Source organism: Priestia sp. YIM B13486 (assembly GCF_042787865.1).
GTDB lineage: Bacteria > Bacillota > Bacilli > Bacillales > Bacillaceae_H > Priestia > Priestia megaterium.
This window is the reverse complement of sequence record NZ_JBHZOZ010000007.1, coordinates 136,370-155,077: the sequence shown is the minus strand read 5'-3', so window position 1 is coordinate 155,077 and position 18,708 is coordinate 136,370. Positions and strand designations below refer to the sequence as shown.

18 protein-coding genes are annotated in these 18,708 nt (G+C 38.5%); 15 read left to right on the top strand and 3 right to left on the bottom strand.

The features are described 5' to 3' along the window. The first annotated feature begins 266 nt into the window (after nt 1–266). From ACFX4G_RS18995 to ACFX4G_RS18975, 5 genes are all read left to right on the top strand, one after another. On the top strand, nt 267–593 hold the full coding sequence (locus ACFX4G_RS18995; protein ID WP_013083444.1) for an IDEAL domain-containing protein: 327 nt from the start codon (nt 267–269) through the stop codon (nt 591–593). A 120-nt stretch (nt 594–713) separates the two neighbouring features. Further along, a complete protein-coding gene (locus ACFX4G_RS18990; protein ID WP_162214362.1) occupies nt 714–1,286 on the top strand; it encodes a DJ-1/PfpI family protein in 573 nt (190 codons plus the stop codon). 71 nt (nt 1,287–1,357) lie between these two features. After that, the gene (locus ACFX4G_RS18985; protein WP_377576153.1) at nt 1,358–2,470 is read left to right on the top strand and encodes a CdaR family transcriptional regulator; all 1,113 of its coding nucleotides are present in this window, start codon (nt 1,358–1,360) and stop codon (nt 2,468–2,470) included. 128 nt (nt 2,471–2,598) lie between these two features. Then, nucleotides 2,599–4,011 carry a glycolate oxidase subunit GlcD gene (gene glcD, locus ACFX4G_RS18980; RefSeq protein ID WP_043982949.1) on the top strand — a complete coding sequence of 471 codons (1,413 nt, stop codon included), beginning with the start codon at nt 2,599–2,601 and terminating at the stop codon, nt 4,009–4,011. Next, nucleotides 4,008–5,327 (top strand): (Fe-S)-binding protein, encoded by a 1,320-nt coding sequence (locus ACFX4G_RS18975; RefSeq protein ID WP_043982946.1) that lies wholly within the window; start codon nt 4,008–4,010, stop codon nt 5,325–5,327. The genes glcD and ACFX4G_RS18975 overlap by 4 nt, the downstream gene beginning before the upstream one ends. Nucleotides 5,328–5,355: 28 nt before the next feature. Here the strand turns inward: ACFX4G_RS18975 and ACFX4G_RS18970 are convergent, their stop codons facing one another. After that, nucleotides 5,356–6,360 carry an LLM class flavin-dependent oxidoreductase gene (locus ACFX4G_RS18970; RefSeq protein WP_377576150.1) on the bottom strand — a complete coding sequence of 335 codons (1,005 nt, stop codon included), beginning with the start codon at nt 6,358–6,360 and terminating at the stop codon, nt 5,356–5,358. Between the two features lie 234 nt (nt 6,361–6,594). Between ACFX4G_RS18970 and ACFX4G_RS18965 the strand changes: the two genes are divergently transcribed. The 4 genes from ACFX4G_RS18965 (at nt 6,595) to ACFX4G_RS18950 (ending at nt 9,767) form a co-directional block, all read left to right on the top strand. Next, nucleotides 6,595–7,230 (top strand): DUF1796 family putative cysteine peptidase, encoded by a 636-nt coding sequence (locus ACFX4G_RS18965; RefSeq protein ID WP_043982941.1) that lies wholly within the window; start codon nt 6,595–6,597, stop codon nt 7,228–7,230. Nucleotides 7,231–7,318: 88 nt separating this feature from the next. After that, on the top strand, nt 7,319–7,600 hold the full coding sequence (locus ACFX4G_RS18960; RefSeq protein ID WP_013083437.1) for a hypothetical protein: 282 nt from the start codon (nt 7,319–7,321) through the stop codon (nt 7,598–7,600). A 99-nt stretch (nt 7,601–7,699) separates the two neighbouring features. After that, nucleotides 7,700–8,104 carry a YkvA family protein gene (locus ACFX4G_RS18955; RefSeq protein WP_043982937.1) on the top strand — a complete coding sequence of 135 codons (405 nt, stop codon included), beginning with the start codon at nt 7,700–7,702 and terminating at the stop codon, nt 8,102–8,104. A gap of 706 nt (nt 8,105–8,810) precedes the next feature. Then, entirely contained in the window at nt 8,811–9,767 is a 957-nt protein-coding gene (locus ACFX4G_RS18950; protein WP_025751675.1) for an AEC family transporter, read from the top strand. Nucleotides 9,768–9,836: 69 nt separating this feature from the next. On the opposite strand, the gene ACFX4G_RS18945 is transcribed toward ACFX4G_RS18950, so the two are convergent. Then, complete coding sequence (locus ACFX4G_RS18945) at nt 9,837–10,706, bottom strand: LysR family transcriptional regulator (RefSeq protein WP_043982936.1); 870 nt, start codon at nt 10,704–10,706, stop codon at nt 9,837–9,839. A gap of 113 nt (nt 10,707–10,819) precedes the next feature. Between ACFX4G_RS18945 and ACFX4G_RS18940 the strand changes: the two genes are divergently transcribed. The 4 genes from ACFX4G_RS18940 to ACFX4G_RS18925 are packed head-to-tail and all read left to right on the top strand — an operon-like array spanning nt 10,820 to nt 13,558. Further along, a complete protein-coding gene (locus tag ACFX4G_RS18940; protein WP_165575067.1) occupies nt 10,820–11,401 on the top strand; it encodes a non-oxidative hydroxyarylic acid decarboxylases subunit B in 582 nt (193 codons plus the stop codon). 2 nt (nt 11,402–11,403) lie between these two features. After that, nucleotides 11,404–12,825: a non-oxidative hydroxyarylic acid decarboxylases subunit C gene (locus ACFX4G_RS18935; RefSeq protein WP_377576146.1), complete on the top strand. Its 1,422-nt coding sequence runs from the start codon at nt 11,404–11,406 to the stop codon at nt 12,823–12,825. 16 nt (nt 12,826–12,841) lie between these two features. Further along, nucleotides 12,842–13,066, top strand: coding sequence for a non-oxidative hydroxyarylic acid decarboxylases subunit D (locus ACFX4G_RS18930; protein WP_116516046.1), 225 nt, complete (start codon nt 12,842–12,844; stop codon nt 13,064–13,066). 21 nt (nt 13,067–13,087) lie between these two features. Then, complete coding sequence (locus ACFX4G_RS18925; RefSeq protein ID WP_323619014.1) at nt 13,088–13,558, top strand: hypothetical protein; 471 nt, start codon at nt 13,088–13,090, stop codon at nt 13,556–13,558. Nucleotides 13,559–13,575: 17 nt separating this feature from the next. Here ACFX4G_RS18925 and ACFX4G_RS18920 read toward each other — a convergent pair whose 3' ends face one another. After that, nucleotides 13,576–15,654 (bottom strand): helix-turn-helix domain-containing protein, encoded by a 2,079-nt coding sequence (locus tag ACFX4G_RS18920; RefSeq protein WP_377576143.1) that lies wholly within the window; start codon nt 15,652–15,654, stop codon nt 13,576–13,578. A gap of 169 nt (nt 15,655–15,823) precedes the next feature. Between ACFX4G_RS18920 and ACFX4G_RS18915 the strand changes: the two genes are divergently transcribed. Both ACFX4G_RS18915 and ACFX4G_RS18910 read left to right on the top strand, forming a co-directional pair. Further along, nucleotides 15,824–17,047 carry an MFS transporter gene (locus ACFX4G_RS18915; RefSeq protein ID WP_162214356.1) on the top strand — a complete coding sequence of 408 codons (1,224 nt, stop codon included), beginning with the start codon at nt 15,824–15,826 and terminating at the stop codon, nt 17,045–17,047. A 22-nt stretch (nt 17,048–17,069) separates the two neighbouring features. Continuing rightward, nucleotides 17,070–18,521 carry a M20 family metallopeptidase gene (locus tag ACFX4G_RS18910; RefSeq protein WP_237074973.1) on the top strand — a complete coding sequence of 484 codons (1,452 nt, stop codon included), beginning with the start codon at nt 17,070–17,072 and terminating at the stop codon, nt 18,519–18,521. Nucleotides 18,522–18,708: the final 187 nt, after the last annotated feature.

Sequence of the window (18,708 nt, the reverse complement as noted above, 5' to 3'; positions counted from 1 at the left end):
GGTGAACATAGATTTCATGTATATAGGTGCTTTTAGCGGTTGATTGGAGCGGAGCCTTGCACGGAAATCAGTAGCGGTTTCACAAGGAATCTTTATCTCCTTTGTTTGTCTATAGGTTGCAGTGATTTAGTTGTATATCAAGCTTTTGGCTCTAAAACAGATTCTTTGACTTTCTAAACTGTAAGTATTATGATTACACTACTTTCTGCAGTACTATATGCCGTTACATTAATTCTTAGCATGTTTATGAAGAAAGGAGAATGACTGTGAAGCTATTTGAAGGAAATTTAAAAGTAGGCGATTGGGTCAAAGGAAAGTCTCGCGACGGTGAACTTATATACGGATATATTAAAACGATTAATCCATCTAAAAAAGCAGCACTAATTAACGTTGTAAAAAGTGATGATGAAAAAATGGTCGGCACAACCATTGGCATGATGGATGAAAAAATAGAGAAGCTGCCCCTTCAAAAAACAGCGCACGAAGAGCAGATTCTTTCATTGATTGATCTTGCGCTGCTAACGAAAGACAAGGCTTGGTTTAGTGAATTAACAGCTGAATTAAAAAGATTACAAGATAAAAAGCAAGGCTGACATTCCTGATAAGGAATGAAGGCCCTGCTTTTTTTATTATTCATAGGGGAAAAGCAGGAATGGAAAGCAGCTTGCGAGAAGAAGTAAGTGACAATATTAAGAAAGAAAAGGTGATAAAAGATGAGTAAACGTGTCTTGATTTTAACAGGAGATGCCGTGGAGGCTTTAGAAGTTTTTTATCCGTATTATCGCTGTTTAGAAGAAGATATTCAGTGTACCATTGCTTCTCCCGTGAAAAAGAAGCTTCAAACGGTTGTTCATGATTTCCTTCCAGAAATGGAAACATTCACTGAGAAAACGGGATATAAAATTGATTCTCACGCTTCTGTTGATGAAGTGGATCCTGCCGATTATGATGGTCTTATTATTCCTGGAGGACGGGCGCCTGAATACATTCGAATGAACACAAAAGTTCAGGAAATTGCTGCGCATTTTTTAAAAGAAAATAAACCTTTAGGCGTTATTTGTCATGGTCAGCTCGTGTTAACGACGGTTAGAGAGTATATGCAGGACAGAGAAGTGACAGCGTATCCTGCTTGCCGACCGGAAGTAGAAGCGGCGGGTGCTGTATTTGTTGAACAGACGCTTCACGTAGACAGAAACCTAGTAACCGGGCAAGCTTGGCCGGATTTACCTAAATTTATGAAAGAGTTTTTTAACGTGCTAAAAAAAGCTGAAAAAGTGAACGCATAATAAAAAAAGCGGGCTGAGAGAAAACCATTCTTTCAGCTCTTTTAATTGATGATAGGTGAGGTGTAAACAACGTGCAGCTAGTGTCTGAACTGTCGAAGAAAATTATAAAAGAAGTACAGCTTGTGATAAAAGAACATGTAATTGTAACGGATACACGCGGAATTATTATTGCGTCTACAGAAGAAAAGCGGGTTGGTTCTTTTCATGAAGGCGCGTGGAACGTGATGCAAAAAAAGAAAAAACTATATATATCTAAAAAAGAAGCAGCTGATTTAAAAGGAGTTAAGCCAGGAATTAATTTGCCTATCAGTTATCAAGGAGACGTTATTGGCGTTATTGGCATTACAGGTATTCCAGAAGCTGTTGAGCCTTTTGCAGACATTATTCGAAGATTAACAGAGCTAATTATTCGCGAGGCATATTACATAGAAACAAAGGAATGGGAAAATAAAGGAGTAGAAGCTTTTTTTCGTGAATGGATTTATAGCCAGCAGGTAGATGCAGAATTTATTGAACGAGGCCATATTTTAGGAGTACAAGTAGACAGCTCTTATTGCTGCACGCTGTTTCAAATTGATTCATCTCTTTCTAAAAAGAAGCAGCAGCAGGTACAGGAAATGATTCGCTACTGGTTTGAAAGTCATAAAGGTCAAGGAGATTATATCGCAAATTGGGGGTACGATCGCTTGCTTTTACTTAAAGAGGTTGTAGGTGAAAAGGCAAGGCAAGGATTTAAAGAAGAATTAATAAAATGTCAGCAGTATATTCAAGCAAACAACCAAGTTATGATCACTATTGGTATAGGAAAGCCAGCGGAGCAATTTAATTTGCATGCTTCATATGAAGAAGCGAAAAAAGCGCTTAAAGTGGCTTCAAAACGTCAAACCGTTGTTTTTTATGAGGAGCTGCTGATGGACATGATGTTAGAAGACGTTTCTGAACCTGTAAAAAAGGAATTCTTGAGTCGAGTGCTTTCTTCCATTCAAAAAGAAAAAGAGCTTCTCGAAACGCTGAAATGCTATTTAGCCAACGATCAATCGTTGAAAAAAACGGCGTTTGATTTACATATTCATATTAATACGCTTCATTACCGCTTGAAGCAAATGAAAGAACTAACAGACATTGATCCAAAAAGCGTAAAGGGTATCACGCTTTTTTACCTTGCGCTGTCTCTATTGGAGTAAGTGCGCCCTTCATTAGATAAACATACAAAAAATGAGTTTTTAAAGCGCTTTTTTTTAGTTTTTTATCCATAGTCCCTCGTGGCTTCTGCAACTATAATAAGATTAAGAGATATATAAGGAGGAACGTTATGCTTAATGAACGAACAAAAGCAAAGCTCATTGAAGTTGTAGGATCAGCCAATTTTCAAGATAGCAGTGAAGCAAGACTCGTGTACTCTTATGACGCAACACCTAACTTTCAGTCGCTTCCTGATGCGGTTATTATGCCTGAAAACAAAGATCAAGTGAAAAGAATTTTAACGATATGCAACGAAGATCATGTTCCTATTGTGCCAAGAGGTTCAGGTACAAATTTAAGCGCAGGAACGTGTCCAACGCAAGGCGGAATTGTTCTTACATTTAACCGAATGAATAACATTTTGGAAATTGATGAAGAAAATTTAACCGCTACCGTGCAGCCGGGTGTTATCACGTTAGACTTAATTAACGCCGTAGAGGCAAAAGGTTTATTTTATCCTCCTGATCCAAGCTCTATGAAAATATCAACCATCGGAGGGAACATCAATGAGTGCTCAGGAGGATTACGAGGCTTAAAATACGGCGTAACAAAAGATTACGTTCTTGGTCTTGAAGTAGTTCTTGCAAACGGAGACTGCATTAAGACAGGAGGCAAGCTGGCTAAAGATGTAGCTGGCTACGATTTAACGAACTTGTTTGTCGGTTCTGAAGGAACGCTTGGCGTCGTGACAGAAGCCATTTTAAAGCTCATTCCAATACCTGAAACAAAACAAACTCTGCTCGCGCTGTTTGAAGACATGGACGCAGCTGCTAAGACGGTTTCAGCAATTATCGCCAATAAGATTATTCCAGCCACGCTTGAATTTTTAGATCAGCCGACGTGCGAAGTAGTAGAAGATTTTGCGCAAGTTGGTCTACCAACAGATGTAAACGCTGTCTTATTGATTGAACAAGACGGTCCCCCGGAAGTGGTGAGTCGGGATATTGAAATGATCTCACGCATCTGCAGCGAAGGAAATGCTGTATCTGTAAAAGTAGCGGCTTCGCAAGCAGAAGCAGAAGCGTTAAGTACAGCAAGAAGATCAGCTCTTTCTGCTTTAGCACGGATGAAGCCAACGACGATTTTAGAAGACGCAACCGTCCCGCGGTCTAAAATTAGCGAAATGGTCAAAGCGATTAATGAAATTGCTGTAACATATAACGTTAAGATCTGTACGTTTGGTCATGCAGGAGACGGAAATCTGCATCCGACTTGTTTAACAGATGCGCGCGACAAAGAAGAGCTTCACCGCGTCGAACAAGCTTTTGAAGCGATTTTTCATAAAGCCATTGAGCTTGGAGGAACGATTACAGGTGAACACGGAGTAGGAGAAATGAAAGCACCGTATTTGGCATTGAAGATGGGCGGAGAAGGAGTAGCTGCGATGAAAGCAATTAAGTATGCTTTGGACCCGCAAGGAATTATGAATCCAGGGAAAATTTTTGCTAAAGACACGAGAAAAAGAGTGGTGGTTCGTTCATGACGGCAACAAAAGACATTCAGCAAGCATTCAAAGAACGGTTAGATTATGACGAGTTAATGAATTGTATGAGATGCGGTTTTTGTTTGCCAAGCTGTCCGACGTATGGACAAACGAATCAATATGAAGCAGCGTCACCGCGCGGAAGAATTGCTTTGATGAAAGGAGTTGTAGACGGACTTATTGAACCTGATGAATCTGTTGAAAAGCAATTGAATCTTTGTCTTGGCTGCCGAGCGTGTGAGCCTGTTTGTCCTTCGGGTGTGAAGTACGGACACTTATTAGAAGAAGCGCGTGATATTATTCAGCAGAAAAAAAGGCATAAATGGCCGGTAAAAGCGCTCAGGAATATGGTGTTTGAACAGCTTTTTCCTCATAAAGAACGATTAAAAAATGTACATTCTCTGCTTGCTTTCTATCAAAGAAGCGGCTTGCAAAAAGCTGTTCAAAAAACAAACGTACTAAACGTCCTTCCTGGTAATCTAGCACAAATGGAAAAAACGCTTCCGCTTGTGCCAACCAAAAAAGAAATGAAGAAACGGCCGTTTTTATTTGAAGCAGAAGGAACAAGAGAGCGTACGGTTGCTTTTTTTACAGGGTGTTTAATGGATACGATGTTTATGGAAACAAACAACGCGACGATTGCACTTTTACAAAAAGCGGGGTGTAAGGTCGTTATACCAGAAGTGCAGACGTGCTGCGGCGCACTGCATGCGCATGGAGGAGAAAAAGATCAGGCAAAGAAGTTAGCGAAGCAAAATATCATGGCGTTTGAATCCATTCAAGCGGATGATATTGTTCTTAATGCAGGAGGCTGCGGTGCGCTGTTGGTAGAATACGATCATTTATTAAAAGAGGAACCGGAATGGAAAGAAAGAGCAGAGGCCTTTTCTGCAAAAGTGAAAGATTTTTCAGAGATTCTAGTGCAGCAACAGTTTGTGGAAAAACAAAAGTTATCGCTGCCAAGTCAAATTATTACGTATCAAGACTCGTGTCATTTAAGAAACGTGATGAAAACGTCCAGCGCACCGAGAAAACTGATCCAAGCGATTAACGGAACGGTGTTTAATGAAATGGAAAATGCGGATCATTGCTGTGGCTCAGCTGGTATTTATAATCTAACGGAACAAGAGATGTCTATGCAAATTTTAGATTATAAAATGGAAAAAGTGAAAGAAGCCCATGCACATACGATTGTAACAGCAAACCCGGGCTGTCTCATTCAAATGAAGCTAGGGGTAGTCAGAGAAGGAGTAGAAGAAAGTGTAAGGGCCGTTCATCTTGCAGATTTACTTCTTGAAGCAGTAGAAAGCAAATAAAAAGGCCGGACGTGTCCGGCCTTTTTTATTATTTGAACAGCTGAGAAACAATTTCGTACGAACGAAGGCGAGCTTTGTGATCGTAAATTTGAGCGTTAATCATCAGTTCATCTGCTTCTGTTTCTTCAATAAACTGTTCCAGCTTGACTTTAATCGTCTCAGGACTTCCGACAATAGAAGAGCCCAGCTGCTGTTGAAGAGAAGCTTTTTCAAAGTCAGTCCATAGTTCATCCATATTATCCACAGGAGCTTTTAGTTTACCCGGTGTGTTTCGAATTAAATTTAGAAACTGCTGCTGCATAGAAGTAGCCAAACGTTCAGCTTCTCTATCTGTATCAGCAGCGATTACGTTTACACCTAACATTGCATATGGTTTGTCTAACACGTCGGACGGCTTAAAATAACGGCGATACATGTTAAGAGCTGTCATTGTATTATTAGGCGAAAAGTGACTTGCAAATGAAAATGGCAAGCCTAGCTGTGCAGAAAGCTGTGCGCTAAAACCGCTTGAGCCAAGCAGCCAAATCGGAATATTTAAACCTTGACCGGGAACAGCTTTAACGCGCATCTGACTTTCTGAAGCCGGTTTAAAGTATTCTTGCAGTTCAGCCAGCTGTTCTGGGAAGTCACTGCCGTCGCTTCTGCGGTCGCGTCGCAGAGCTTGTGCTGTCAGCTGATCTGTCCCTGGGGCTCTTCCTAAGCCTAAATCAATACGTCCTGGAAATAGTGATTCAAGCGTGCCAAAATGCTCAGCAATAACAAGCGGAGAATGGTTAGGAAGCATAATACCTCCAGAGCCTACGCGAATGCGTGACGTGCCTGCAGCTACATGACCAATTACAACGGATGTAGCGGAGCTTGCGATACCTGTCATATTATGATGTTCAGCTAGCCAGTAGCGGTTATACCCCCATTTTTCAGCGTGCTGAGCTAAATCTAATGTATTTCTAAGTGAGTCAGATACAGCTCCTCCTTCAACTACAGGAGAAAGATCCAATACGGAAATCGGAATATCTTTTAATGCTTTACTCATCAATTTCATCTTCTTTCTTTAAAGACTTCATAGGCCTTGTTATTTCAATGGAATACAAGTATTTTAACAATAATCTTTCGAGTTCCAAAATATTTTGCTTCGGTTATTTTCCTTTACGTTATTGTTCTTTATTTATACAAGCTTTTGAGAAACAAAAAGCTTGTACGGTATAAGGCAGAAGCCGCCTCTTTCTATAAAAAGCTGTCATATTTTATAGTAGAAGGGAGGATGAATATGGTTACTTTAAATGAACTAAAAAGCAAGCAGTACGATATGATATACAGTTTAGGCTATAACTGTTTTCCAGGGATATACATGAAAAAATATTCTTTGCGAAAACAAGCCGGCGTGATTGATTGGTGTATTAGCATTTCTCTTTCTCACGTCAATCAGCTGTTGAAAAATCGCTGTAAAGACTTATTTGTATATGAACACTTAACCTATATCAGTTCTTTCGGAGATGGTTCCACGCTTAGACTGCGTGATAAGGTGTATCAAATTGATTCTGCTCATGATTTTCCGTCGTCTATTAATACGGATACTAACTGGCTTTCATATAATGAAGTCAAAGAAAAATATGAACGGAGAACGGAGCGATTTTTAACGTCGATGGAGACCAGTTCTTGTATATTGTTTATTCGCATGGGCGGAACGTATGAAGAAGCGAAAGAATTAGAGCATATTTTAAAGGGAATGGTCAAAAACGATTTCTATATACTGCTGCTGACAAACAGTGAAAAAAAACTTTTGTCAGAAGCTAACTGGGACTTGTCTTATACATGTGTCTTACATGCACCTATTTTTTCAATGGACGTGCTGCGCGATGATACAGTATGGGAAGAGCTCTTAAGCGGGCTTGTTATAAAATAAAAGAAACTCTTTTTGTTTAATACGGGAATGAAAAAGCTCGTTTTTTTCATAGACTTTGTTATATCTGTGTATCAAAGGAGATGAAAAGATGGAGTCCAATGTGCGGAAGGCAATAAAAGAAATTGTATGGCTGCTGCTAGAACAAGACCAGCGCTGGAATGAGTATCTAGTACAGCTGGAGGATTTGAAAATACAAGTGGATTTGAATAGTTCCGCATATGAAGTTCTGAGAAAGATGACAGGGAATTACGAAGTGCTGCTTGAACATATGGATCTCATTCAGCAGTTTGAAAATCATTCTAAAAGTGAAACAGCGCTGAATGACTTAGTTACCATCGTTATGAAGCATTACTCATTAAAAAATTCATAAGCCTGCTTTGTGCAGGTTTATGGAGTTTAAGCTCTCAATGGAATTCGGTAGAGATAATCGTTTATAATAAGTACATATGGTGATGAAAGGGTGATCGATATGGAAGAAAAACAAGAAATTGTACCCGTTCGTACAGAGGAAACAGCCAAATATTATTCGGAAGAAAAATTTTGGGACAAGCTTAAAAAGTTTGGTAAAAAAGCGGGAGCAAACGTTGTTTATGCCGTATTGCTTTTATACTACACGCTACAAAAACCTGATATTCCCCCAAAAGCAAAAGCAGTCATTATAGGAGCGTTAGGTTATTTTATTCTTCCTTTAGATTTAATTCCGGACTTTGCAGCAGGAGTTGGATTTACAGATGATTTAGGAGCTCTCGGGCTTGCATTGATTCAAGTTGCCATGTACATTGATGAAGGTGTTAAACTGAAAGCAAAAGAAAAAATTAAAGCGTGGTTTTCAGAAGAACACAATTTTTCCATTATTGATGCTAAAATAAAGTAACGTTATGATCGAAATGTAATTATTAAATAAAGTGAGCAAAAGAAGGTGATAGATGAATCATCTTCTTTTTAAGCGATAATATATAGGCTTTTATGACTACTTTAATCCGTTTTGTGTAAAAAAAACAGGATTAAAATATTTTTTTCATTAAAATTTTAAGCAATGTAATTGAATAATTGCCCTACAAATGTTAAGTTAAAACATGTTCATAAATTCGTCACAGAAAGCAGTATACAAATAAGTAAGATTGTTTGTAAAAACTTTGTGAAATTATGGAACTTTTTAACTGAGAGTTTCAAACTCTTAGAGATTCTTCCTCATCAATCAGAAGTCGCTTTCTTTCGTTCCAAGATTAAGCATCTTTCATTTGAAGGTGTTTTTTTTCAGCTTAAGTAAGCCAACAACATGATTGTATGACAAGTTTTTGCTAAGGTTGTAGAGTTACTGTATTGTATGACAAATTTTGTGTGATTTGATTTAACTAAATGAACAGCTTCGAAGTAAATAAATGATTGCAGAAAAACAAAGTCCATGCGTTTTCATGAACCATTATACGTTACTTCATATTTGTAGAGATGTTTAGCAAAAAGGGAGATGAATGGCCTGACGTAAACAATATCCATAGACAAGCCTTAGAAGATAATTATCTTTCTAAGAAAGCAAATTTATATGATTGATTCTAATCTAAACAATGGAGTGTTCAAAAATGGAAATTAGTCAAATCTTTATTATTTTAACCCCAATCTTTTTCGTTATTTTGCTAGGTTATTTAGCAGGGTACTTTAAAAAGTTTGATGCAACAACATCTAAAGGGTTAAATACGCTTGTAACAAAATTTGCGTTACCTGCACATCTATTCGTTGGTATTACAACAACATCAAAACAAACGCTTATTGAAAAATGGCCGTTTTTACTAGCATTAGTTCTTGGTATTATTGGATTTTATGTTCTTTTCTTACTTGTGGCAAAATATGTATTCAAATACTCACTAACAGGCGCGTCTATGTTCTCTTTAAACTCTACGCAGCCAACGTTTGCGTTTATGGGTATTCCCGTATTAGGTAGCTTGTTTGGCGCGGATGTAGTAGCAATTCCAATCGCCATTACTGGTATCGTAGTAAATGCGATGCTTGATCCTTTAGCAACTATTATTGGTACGGTTGGACAACGCGAAAGAAGTGAAGGGGATTCAGAAGAAAGCTTATTTAAAGTAACCATTAAATCAATCTTACACGGTCTTTCTGAGCCGTTAGCTTGTGTTCCGTTAATCGCAGTAGTATTAGTATTATGTGGATTCCAATCTCCAGATTTATTATCAAGCAGTTTAAATCAAATTGGCTCAATTACATCAGGTGCGGCTCTATTCGCAGTTGGGGTAACAATTGGTATTCGTAAAATTCAATTTAGCCCATCGGCATTTGGTATTGCAATTTTGAAAGTGGCTATTCAGCCGCTTGTAATGTTAGGAATTGCAACAGCAATGGGTCTATCATCAGCTGATATCGTAAAATTAGTATTATTAGTAGCGTTCCCAGGTTCAGCTGTAGCAGCGATGATTTCAGTTCGCTTTGACAGCCTAGCTGGTGAAACAGCTTCAGCATTCGTACTTAGTGCCATTATGTCACTTGTTACATTACCATTGTTAATTTCTTGGTTAATGTAATCACATGCATGGATATAGAACAAAAAAGGCTTTGCTATTTTAGCAAAGTCTTTTTTTGTATATCTATACTTAAAAAAGCTTTAAAAATTCTTGAGCGATTTTGGGAAGATAACTGTCGGTACGCCACGTAACTAAAGGCTCAATTACAAATGGATTATCTTCTATGTTTAAAATTTTAATACGTTCTAGTGAAAAAGAGGAAAGCATTGAATAAGGAACAATGGCAGCACCAAGGCCACGACATACTAAATTAAGAAGCATCGCTGAGTCATGGCATTCGCATAAAATATTAGGTGTTATATCCATCTTTTTAAATTCCTTCACAATGCGATTATATATGCTTATTTCCCGGTTTGAGCGAAGAAGAATAAGAGGGAGAGAAGCAATTTCGACGACTGAAATCTTTTCTGTTGCATAACCACTTTCTTTAGGAACAGCTACAACAAAAACATCTGGTGCAAGTGTTTTTGTTTTGACATGTTTATAAGGTAAGTCAGTAGTAGTGACTGCTACATCGATTTTTCCTTCTGTTAATAATTCGTTTAAGTGAGCTGGTTCGTTTTCATAGATGTTAAAGGTGCTGTTTGGGTACTGTTTTTGAATAATAGTTAGCTTATCGAGAACCGTTGATGCACAGTAGATTGTGCATCCAATTTCAAGTTTTTCATTTGTTACGTTTTTACATTCCTGTACTTCCAATACTGATTTTTCGACCCTTTGCACAATTTCTTTCGCTCGTTTTAAAAAAAGCTCTCCTTCTACCGTTAACAATAAGCGCTTGTTATTATTTCGTTCAAAAAGCAAAAGCCCTAGCTCATTTTCGAGCTGTTTTAGCTGCCTGCTTAAAGGAGGCTGAGCCATATGCAGGCGCTTTGCTGCTTTGGTCACATTTAATTCTTCAGCTATGACAATAAAATAATGCAGCTGTCTTAATTCCACTGTATTCAACTCCATACTTTAAAGGTATTATTATATATTTTATCAATATTTTAATTGTATGGAAAATGAGTGTAAAGTTAAATGTGTAACCAACGCAGAGAGGAGGAAGAGAAATGAAAATAGCTGTAGGAATCACAGGAGCCACGGGAGCTATTCTAGGTATTCGAATTTTAGAGCTTTTGAAGAAGTCTTCTGTTGAAACGCATTTAGTCATGTCGACTTGGGCTCATGCCACAATTAAGTTAGAAACACCGTATAGCGTTCAGCAAGTAGAAGCACTAGCAGATTATTGTTATTCATATCAAGACCAAGCAGCGAAAATTTCGAGCGGTTCTTTTCGTATAGATGGAATGATTGTTAGTCCTTGCAGTATGAAAACATTAGCATCTATTCGAATGGGACTAGCAGATAACTTAATAGCGAGAACGGCAGATGTGATGTTAAAAGAAAGAAAGCCACTTGTGTTACTTCCTCGAGAAACGCCTTTGAATACGATTCACTTAGAAAACATGCTGGATCTTTCAAAAATGGGCGCTATCCTTGTGCCTCCTATGCCGGCATTTTATAACAAGCCTGAAACGATTGATGATATTGTCACTCATATTGCTGTTCGAACGTTAGATCAATTAGGAATTGAGCTTCCTGAGGCAAAAAGATGGAATGGAATTAAACATTTATCACAAGGAGGAAAATAAACATGGCTTATAAAGACTTTAGAGATTTCCTTAATACGCTACATAAAGAAGGGCAGCTACTGACGATTACAGATGAAGTGCAGCCTGATCCAGATTTAGGTTCAGCAGGTCAAGCCATCAGTAATTTAGGAGATCAAACGCCGGGATTATTATTTACCAATATTTATGGGTACAACGATGCCAAGGTAGCCCTAAACGTAATGGGTTCCTGGTCAAATCACGCGTTAATGATGGGAATGCCTAAATCAACTCCTGTAAAAGAACAGTTCTTTGAGTTTGCTCGGAGATATGAAAAATTTCCTGTCAAAGTAAAAAGAGAAGAAACGTCGCCATTTCATGAGTGTGAGATTAAAGATGATATTAACTTATTCGACCTTTTGCCGTTGTTTCGCTTGAATCAAGGAGACGGAGGCTACTATCTAGATAAAGCGTGCGTTATTTCTCGTGATCAGCATGATAAAGAGAACTTTGGCAAGCAAAACGTAGGTATATATCGTATGCAGGTCAAAGGGAAAGACCGTCTAGGCATTCAACCTGTGCCGCAGCATGATATTGCCATTCACTTGAAACAAGCCGAAGAAAAAGGTGAAAACCTCCCTGTATCAATTGCTTTAGGATGTGAGCCTGCGATTGTCACAGCAGCCGCTACGCCGCTTCATTACGATCAATCAGAGTATGAAATGGCAGGAGCTATTCAAGGTGAGCCATACAGAATTGTGAAGTCTCAGCTTTCTGATTTAGATGTACCTTGGGGAGCAGAAGTGATTTTAGAGGGAGAAATTTTAGCTGGTGAACGTGAATATGAAGGTCCTTTTGGCGAATTTACAGGTCATTACTCCGGCGGCAGAAGCATGCCTGTTATCAAAATAAATCGTGTATACCATCGCAAAGATCCTATTTTTGAAAGTTTATATATCGGTATGCCTTGGACAGAAACAGATTATTTAATTGGAATTAATACAAGCGTTCCTTTATATCAGCAGCTAAAAGAAGCATATCCTGAAGAGATTGAAGCTGTGAACGCGATGTATACTCATGGTCTCGTTGCTATCGTTTCAACAAAAAGCCGATACGGAGGATTTGCTAAGGCGGTTGGTATGAGGGCATTGACTACGCCCCATGGATTAGGATATTGCAAGCTAGTTATTTTAGTAGATGAAGATGTGGATCCGTTTAATTTACCGCAAGTCATGTGGGCGCTATCGACAAAAATGCACCCAAAACACGATGTTATAACAGTGCCTAATCTTTCAGTTCTGCCACTTGATCCAGGATCTGAGCCGGCTGGTATTACAGATAAAATGATTTTGGATGCTACAACACCGGTTGCACCGGAAACAAGAGGCCACTATTCTCAGCCTTTAGATACACCACTTGAAACTGAGAAATGGGAAAAAATCTTAACGAATATGATGCAAAAATAAACAAGGAGGAATCGACATGCATACTTGTCCAAGATGTGAAGCCAAACAAGCGAACTTAGTATCTAAATCACCAGTTGAAGGAGCCTGGGAGATTTACTTATGCAGCGTGTGTTTGTTTACCTGGCGTTCTTCTGAACCTGAGACCATCACCAATCCTGAAAAATACCCTCGACCATTTAAAGTCAATCCAAAAGACGTACCGCTGGCAACGCACGTGCCTCCTGTGCCACCCCGATCTTAATCAGCAAAGGTGGTAAGTAAAATGAATAAAGCAGAGCTGCCAAAAGCCGTGCGCGTATTTTTAAATGGAAAAGACTTAGAAAGAAAGCAGCATGATGCAATGCTGCTATCTACAGTGACATCCGAGGGTTTTCCTCATGTAGCCATGATTAGCGCAGGAGAGCTGGTAGCTATTAGCTCTTCACGCGTCAAGCTGTTAGTATGGAAAGATACAACGTCTTCAACAAACATGATACAGAATCATAAGACAACCGTTACATTAGTTGTTGAAGGAAAAGCTTATTACATTAAATTTTGGCTAAAAAAAGAAGCTTCTGTGTTATCAGGCTATGAGCTATTTACGGGAGAAGTAGCCGCTGTTAAAGAAGATTACGCAAAATATGCAGTTTTAACATCAGGAATTCAATTTCAGCTTCATGATTCCAAAGAGGTACTGAGCCGCTGGAAGCAATCAATTGAGGCTGTTCTTTCTACTGAAAAAACCGATTCTTAAAAATAAGAATCGGTTTTTTAGCTGTAGTGAAATTTTTTTAAATAGCATGCTAGCTGAACTTTTAATAGGTGTTCACTGTTTGTAAATGATATGTTCATTTTTTCTTCAATTTTTTTCAACCGCTGATAGAGTGTATTAACATGAATATGAAGCTGCTTAGCTGTAAGTGAAGCAGAGCGGTTATTATCTAAATACGCTTCTAGCGTTTGCTCTAAAGGTTCATCGTTTGAATGATTGTTTTTAAGAGGGAGAAATACTTCATCAATAAAGGTTTTGACTTCTTCTTTCGATTGATTAATAAATAGCCGGTTAATTCCTATTTCCTCATACAACATGCATCCATCTTGCTGCTGAGACAAAAGGTAAGAGACAGCTTTTTCAGCTTCACTATAACTTTTTCCTATTTGAGTAAAGTGAGAATACCGACTTCCAATCCCTGTTTTTACACGACATTCATTGTAGTAACGCCATTTTGAGAGTAAATCTTCTAATTGTTTGATAATAGCATGATGTTTTTCATAAGGGTCAAGCGTAAATACAATGGTTACTTTGGTGTCGAATCCGTATACGACCGGTGCTTTTGAGCTGAAAACCGATTTGATGTCAGATACAAGGCGATGAAGGTGTAAGTTTAAGAGCTGCAGGTCCGCTTGTGAACGAATGGTAATGAGAGCGACCAGAATATGCTTTTTTGTATCAATGTTTAACTCAGCCGCTTTTTGATACAGCAAAGTGGTGTCATAACACGATAAGTATTCACTAAATAATTCATGTGTTCGCTTGTAAAATAAATCAACTAACGTTTGTTTTTTCAGCATTTCTAATGCAATAACAGAGCTGCTTTGTTCGAGTGCCACTTGATCTAGAGAGGAAAGATTTCCTAGATTTGCTTGCATAATAAGTAACCCTAAGAGCGTGTCAATGCCGTGTATGGGGTGAATGTACACACTGTGTGCCTCATTGTTTGCCTCAATAGTATAAAAACAAGGCTTTGTATGTAAAAGAAAATGCGTGTGAAATTCAGCTGCTTTTGTGTCTATATCAAAGAATTTTAAAAAGCCATAGGTCTTATTATCAACAAAATCTACAATGGTGACAGGAGATGTAACCATTCGGCGCAATTCGGTAAGTATCGGTTCAATTCCTTTACTTTGAAGTGAAACATTCATGAATGTACGATGAATTTGATCGCGGCGTATTAAAAGTTCATTTTGGTTTTTTACATCTTCAAAAAGCGCTGAGTTTAAGAGAGCAATCGATACTTGATCGGAAAAGCTTTCTAACAATTCTTTATCCTCTTCATTTAAAAGAGGGGTTGTACCGTTTTGATAAATAATGAGTACGCATACCGTTTGTTCTTCCATACAAATTGGGACAGAAATAATAGATTGAATGTTTGTAAACGTATAGGACTGATTAAGATAATGAATATTGTCGTCAGTCATAGTAGAAGAATCGCGTAATATAGCCTTTAAGTTTGTATACATATAGCTTTTATTATGCTGAAATGTCTTTCCGATAATTCCTTCGCCAACTTTCATTTTCATGTTTTGAATTTCATTGTTTGGCCCCCCGGACCAGGCGCGAGGCAAAAGAAATTGAGTGGAAGAATCAAACATCCACAGCACGCCCATATCCGCAACAGAAATAACTGAAAGAGCATTTTCAAGAATTCTTGTTAATAGAAAATCTGAGTCTTGTAAAAGTGAGATTTCCTTAATGCTTTTCATAAGCACGTTTAAAATGTGCTCATGCCGCTCTAGCTTTTTTTGCAGCATATAAGGAGAAAAGGTAGCTGATAGCTGTTTTATTTGTGGGGGTGTCCAGTCATGCTTAGCAAGTATGCGAACAACAAACGCATAGCGATTTGGAAAGGATAAATAAATTTCCTCGAACTCTTCATATGCCGTATGCTTTTGAAAGGAATCACTGCCGTTATGTAGGCTAGTGGGAGGAGTGTAAGTCAGGGATGAGCATGAAGAACTGGAAAAAATCACGTTAAAATTTGCAGAATCAATACTTGCCCAAATCTGATAAGGACTATTTTTGATAATAGATGTAAGATAACCTTTCATATTAGCTAATAAATCACTCATGTTAACAACCCCTTATAGACTACTTAATGTAAAAAAATACATAGTTATAGTTCTTATTATATAGAAATACACATTGAAAAAATAGTCAGAATTTTTTAATATTTATATAACGAATTGATTTGTTACAAAACATTACATTAAATGGAATAAAAAGGAGATGAGTGCATTTATGTTAGTAAGGTCGAACTGGAAATACGTCATTTTATTTTTATTATTTTTAGGCTGGTCGCTTGGAAACTTAGATCGTTTTATTATTAATTACGCTATTTTAGATATTTCGAAAGATCTACATCTGAATGCTTCTTCTACAGGCATCATCTTAAGCAGCTTTTTTGCAGGATACGCACTGATGCAAATACCTGGGGGGTGGCTAGCAGACCGCTTTGGATTTAAAAAAGTCATTACAATCGCCGTTCTTTTATGGTCTTTGTTTACGGTTTTTACCGGAATGGCCTGGTCTTTTGCTTCTATTATTATCATTCGCTTTTTATTTGGTTTAGGGGAAGGAAGTTATTTTCCATCTGCATCAAAAGGAATCGCAGGGTGGTTTCCTCAGCAAGAACGCAGTAGAGCCATGTCCTTTTTGTTATCGTCAGGTACGATTATGGGCGTGGTTACACCAATTCTAGCGACGCAGCTGATGCAAACGATAAGCTGGAGAAGTATCTTTTATATCATAGGAGCCATCGGACTCGTTATTACAGTTCTGTTTGTTTTTTTACTGAAAGAAAAGCAGCAGAGAGAAAAAACAGAGACTTCTGCTATTCCTGCTAAGCAGATGACATTAAAAGAAATTATCAAAACTCCGATGATTTGGAATTTATTTATTGCATACTTCAGTATCTACGCCATTAACTGGGGGCTCATGTCGTGGATGCCTACATATTTAGCCGAAGTAAGACATCTGAATTTAACGGACATCGGTTTTCTTTCCGCTATCCCAGCATTTGTAGGCATTATAGGAATGTTTGTTAGCGGCTTTGTTTTAGACAAGCTTCCGGACGGAAAAGACAAGACGATAGCGGCGGTGTTTGGTTTACTGATGGGTATTTTTCTTTGCTTTATGGCCATTTCACCTAGCGTAGGCATGTTTATCGTTTTTCAAAGTGCCGTCACCTTACTGTTTTCGTTTAATGTGATTTTAATCGCTTCAGCTCCTTTAAAAATGCTGCCTGAATCAGTGGTCGGTTCAGCAAATGGTTTTATTAATACAGGGGCTCAAGCAGCCGGCGTATTAACCCCGATGCTTATTGGTTTTTTAGTACAGTCGTTTGGCGGGTCGTATAATGCAGCGTTTGCTTTATTAATTATCTGCGCTCTTGTCTGTGCTATTTCGTTATTTTCGATTCGACCTGCAAAAGTGGTAGTGGACGCACAAAATGCTGTTAAATAATGAGGAAAAAGGAGAGTGTCTCATGGATATTATTAAAGAAGTCGAACAACTTATTGAAAAAAAGCGAAACGAGCTAACTCAAATCAGTGATCAAATATGGGAATATGCAGAAACGAGGTTTGAAGAGTATAAGTCGGCACAGCTAATTTGCGACATGTTAGAAAAAGAAGAGTTTACGCTTCGTACACATATCGCTAACCTTGAAACAGGTTTTATTGGAAGTTACGGGAACGGTTATCCGATCATCGCTATTCTCGGTGAATACGATGCGCTTACGGGGCTGAGTCAAAAAGATAAGTGCGCAGTAGCAGATCCGGTCAAAAAAAACGGAAATGGCCATGGGTGTGGACATAACCTACTTGGCGTAGGCTCACTAGCAGCTGCGCTTGCTGTCAAAGAATATTTAAAAGAAAAAAATGTTCCGGGGACCGTTCGATACTATGGATGTCCAGCCGAAGAAAGTGGTTACGGAAAGACGTATATGGTACGAGAAGGAATTTTTCACGATGTAGACGTCGCGTTGTCATGGCATCCCGCTACCGTTAATGGTGTTATGCATACGTCATCAAATGCGGTTTTGCAAGCAACTTTTAAATTTAAAGGAAGAAGCAGTCATGCAGCTGCTAGTCCTCATCTTGGCAGAAGCGCTTTAGACGCTGTAGAGTTGATGAACATTGGTGTAAATTATATGCGTGAACATATGATTGATGAAGCGCGCGTACACTATGCGATTACAAACAGCGGAGGCATCTCTCCTAATGTTGTTCAAGCAGAAGCGGAAGTCATGTACTTAATTCGTGCTCCGAAGCCATCTCAAGTAAAAGAACTTTTTAAACGCGTTGTGAAAATTGCAAATGGAGCAGCTTTAATGACTGAAACACAAATGGAACAGGAAATTCAAGGAGCCTGTGCTAATCTAATTCCAAATCAAACAATGGAGCAGCTGATGCATAAACAAATGATGCAGATAAATTTGGCTGAGGTGAAACATGAAGAAATAGCTTTTGCCAAAGCTATTTACGAGTCTACATCCGCTGAAGATAAAGAAGCAGCAAAAAAACAAGTGGGTTCACTGCTAGACAAAGCTTTAGCGGATCATCCAGTCTTCAATCAAATTGCTCCTATGTCTAAAAATGTTTCCTTCATGACAGGATCAACTGATGTCGCAGACGTTAGCTGGAATGTTCCAACTGCACAGTGCGTGACCGCAACGTGGGCTTATGCTACGCCGTTTCATACATGGCAAGCTGTTGCTCAAGGGAAAACGGAGTATGCGCACGATGCGATGTTATTGGCTGGAAAAGCCATCGCGGCTACGGCGATTGAAATGATAGAAAATCAAGAGCTGATTAGTCAAGCCAAACAAGAGCTGGAGGATAGACTAGAAGGGGAAAGCTATGAATGTCTTGTGCCTTCCCATATACAGCCGCCTAATTACTCAGAAAGTGAGCAAGAAGACTATAGCGTAGTATAAAAAACGAAGCGGGGAAAAACGTATTTTCGTGTAAGGAAGATCCGAACGATGAATCGTTCGGATTTTTTATTGTTAGGTTGAACACAGGTTTCATTTATCCCGTTTGTTCGTCTTTAGATTGGATTGATGTAGTTATGGCTCAATCTCTTTTTTGTTTTCATTAAAAATAAATGGTTAAAAATATATC

What these genes read in the sequence shown, in the direction of transcription:
- ACFX4G_RS18990 (WP_162214362.1), top strand. Translation starts at nt 714, where the DNA reads ATGAGTAAACGTGTCTTGATTTTAACAGGAGATGCCGTGGAGGCTTTA.
- glcD (WP_043982949.1), top strand. Translation starts at nt 2,599, where the DNA reads ATGCTTAATGAACGAACAAAAGCAAAGCTCATTGAAGTTGTAGGATCA.
- ACFX4G_RS18975 (WP_043982946.1), top strand. Translation starts at nt 4,008, where the DNA reads ATGACGGCAACAAAAGACATTCAGCAAGCATTCAAAGAACGGTTAGAT.
- ACFX4G_RS18970 (WP_377576150.1), bottom strand. Translation starts at nt 6,360, where the DNA reads ATGAGTAAAGCATTAAAAGATATTCCGATTTCCGTATTGGATCTTTCT.
- ACFX4G_RS18965 (WP_043982941.1), top strand. Translation starts at nt 6,595, where the DNA reads ATGGTTACTTTAAATGAACTAAAAAGCAAGCAGTACGATATGATATAC.
- ACFX4G_RS18960 (WP_013083437.1), top strand. Translation starts at nt 7,319, where the DNA reads ATGGAGTCCAATGTGCGGAAGGCAATAAAAGAAATTGTATGGCTGCTG.
- ACFX4G_RS18955 (WP_043982937.1), top strand. Translation starts at nt 7,700, where the DNA reads ATGGAAGAAAAACAAGAAATTGTACCCGTTCGTACAGAGGAAACAGCC.
- ACFX4G_RS18950 (WP_025751675.1), top strand. Translation starts at nt 8,811, where the DNA reads ATGGAAATTAGTCAAATCTTTATTATTTTAACCCCAATCTTTTTCGTT.
- ACFX4G_RS18940 (WP_165575067.1), top strand. Translation starts at nt 10,820, where the DNA reads ATGAAAATAGCTGTAGGAATCACAGGAGCCACGGGAGCTATTCTAGGT.
- ACFX4G_RS18935 (WP_377576146.1), top strand. Translation starts at nt 11,404, where the DNA reads ATGGCTTATAAAGACTTTAGAGATTTCCTTAATACGCTACATAAAGAA.
- ACFX4G_RS18930 (WP_116516046.1), top strand. Translation starts at nt 12,842, where the DNA reads ATGCATACTTGTCCAAGATGTGAAGCCAAACAAGCGAACTTAGTATCT.
- ACFX4G_RS18925 (WP_323619014.1), top strand. Translation starts at nt 13,088, where the DNA reads ATGAATAAAGCAGAGCTGCCAAAAGCCGTGCGCGTATTTTTAAATGGA.
- ACFX4G_RS18920 (WP_377576143.1), bottom strand. Translation starts at nt 15,654, where the DNA reads ATGAGTGATTTATTAGCTAATATGAAAGGTTATCTTACATCTATTATC.
- ACFX4G_RS18915 (WP_162214356.1), top strand. Translation starts at nt 15,824, where the DNA reads ATGTTAGTAAGGTCGAACTGGAAATACGTCATTTTATTTTTATTATTT.
- ACFX4G_RS18910 (WP_237074973.1), top strand. Translation starts at nt 17,070, where the DNA reads ATGGATATTATTAAAGAAGTCGAACAACTTATTGAAAAAAAGCGAAAC.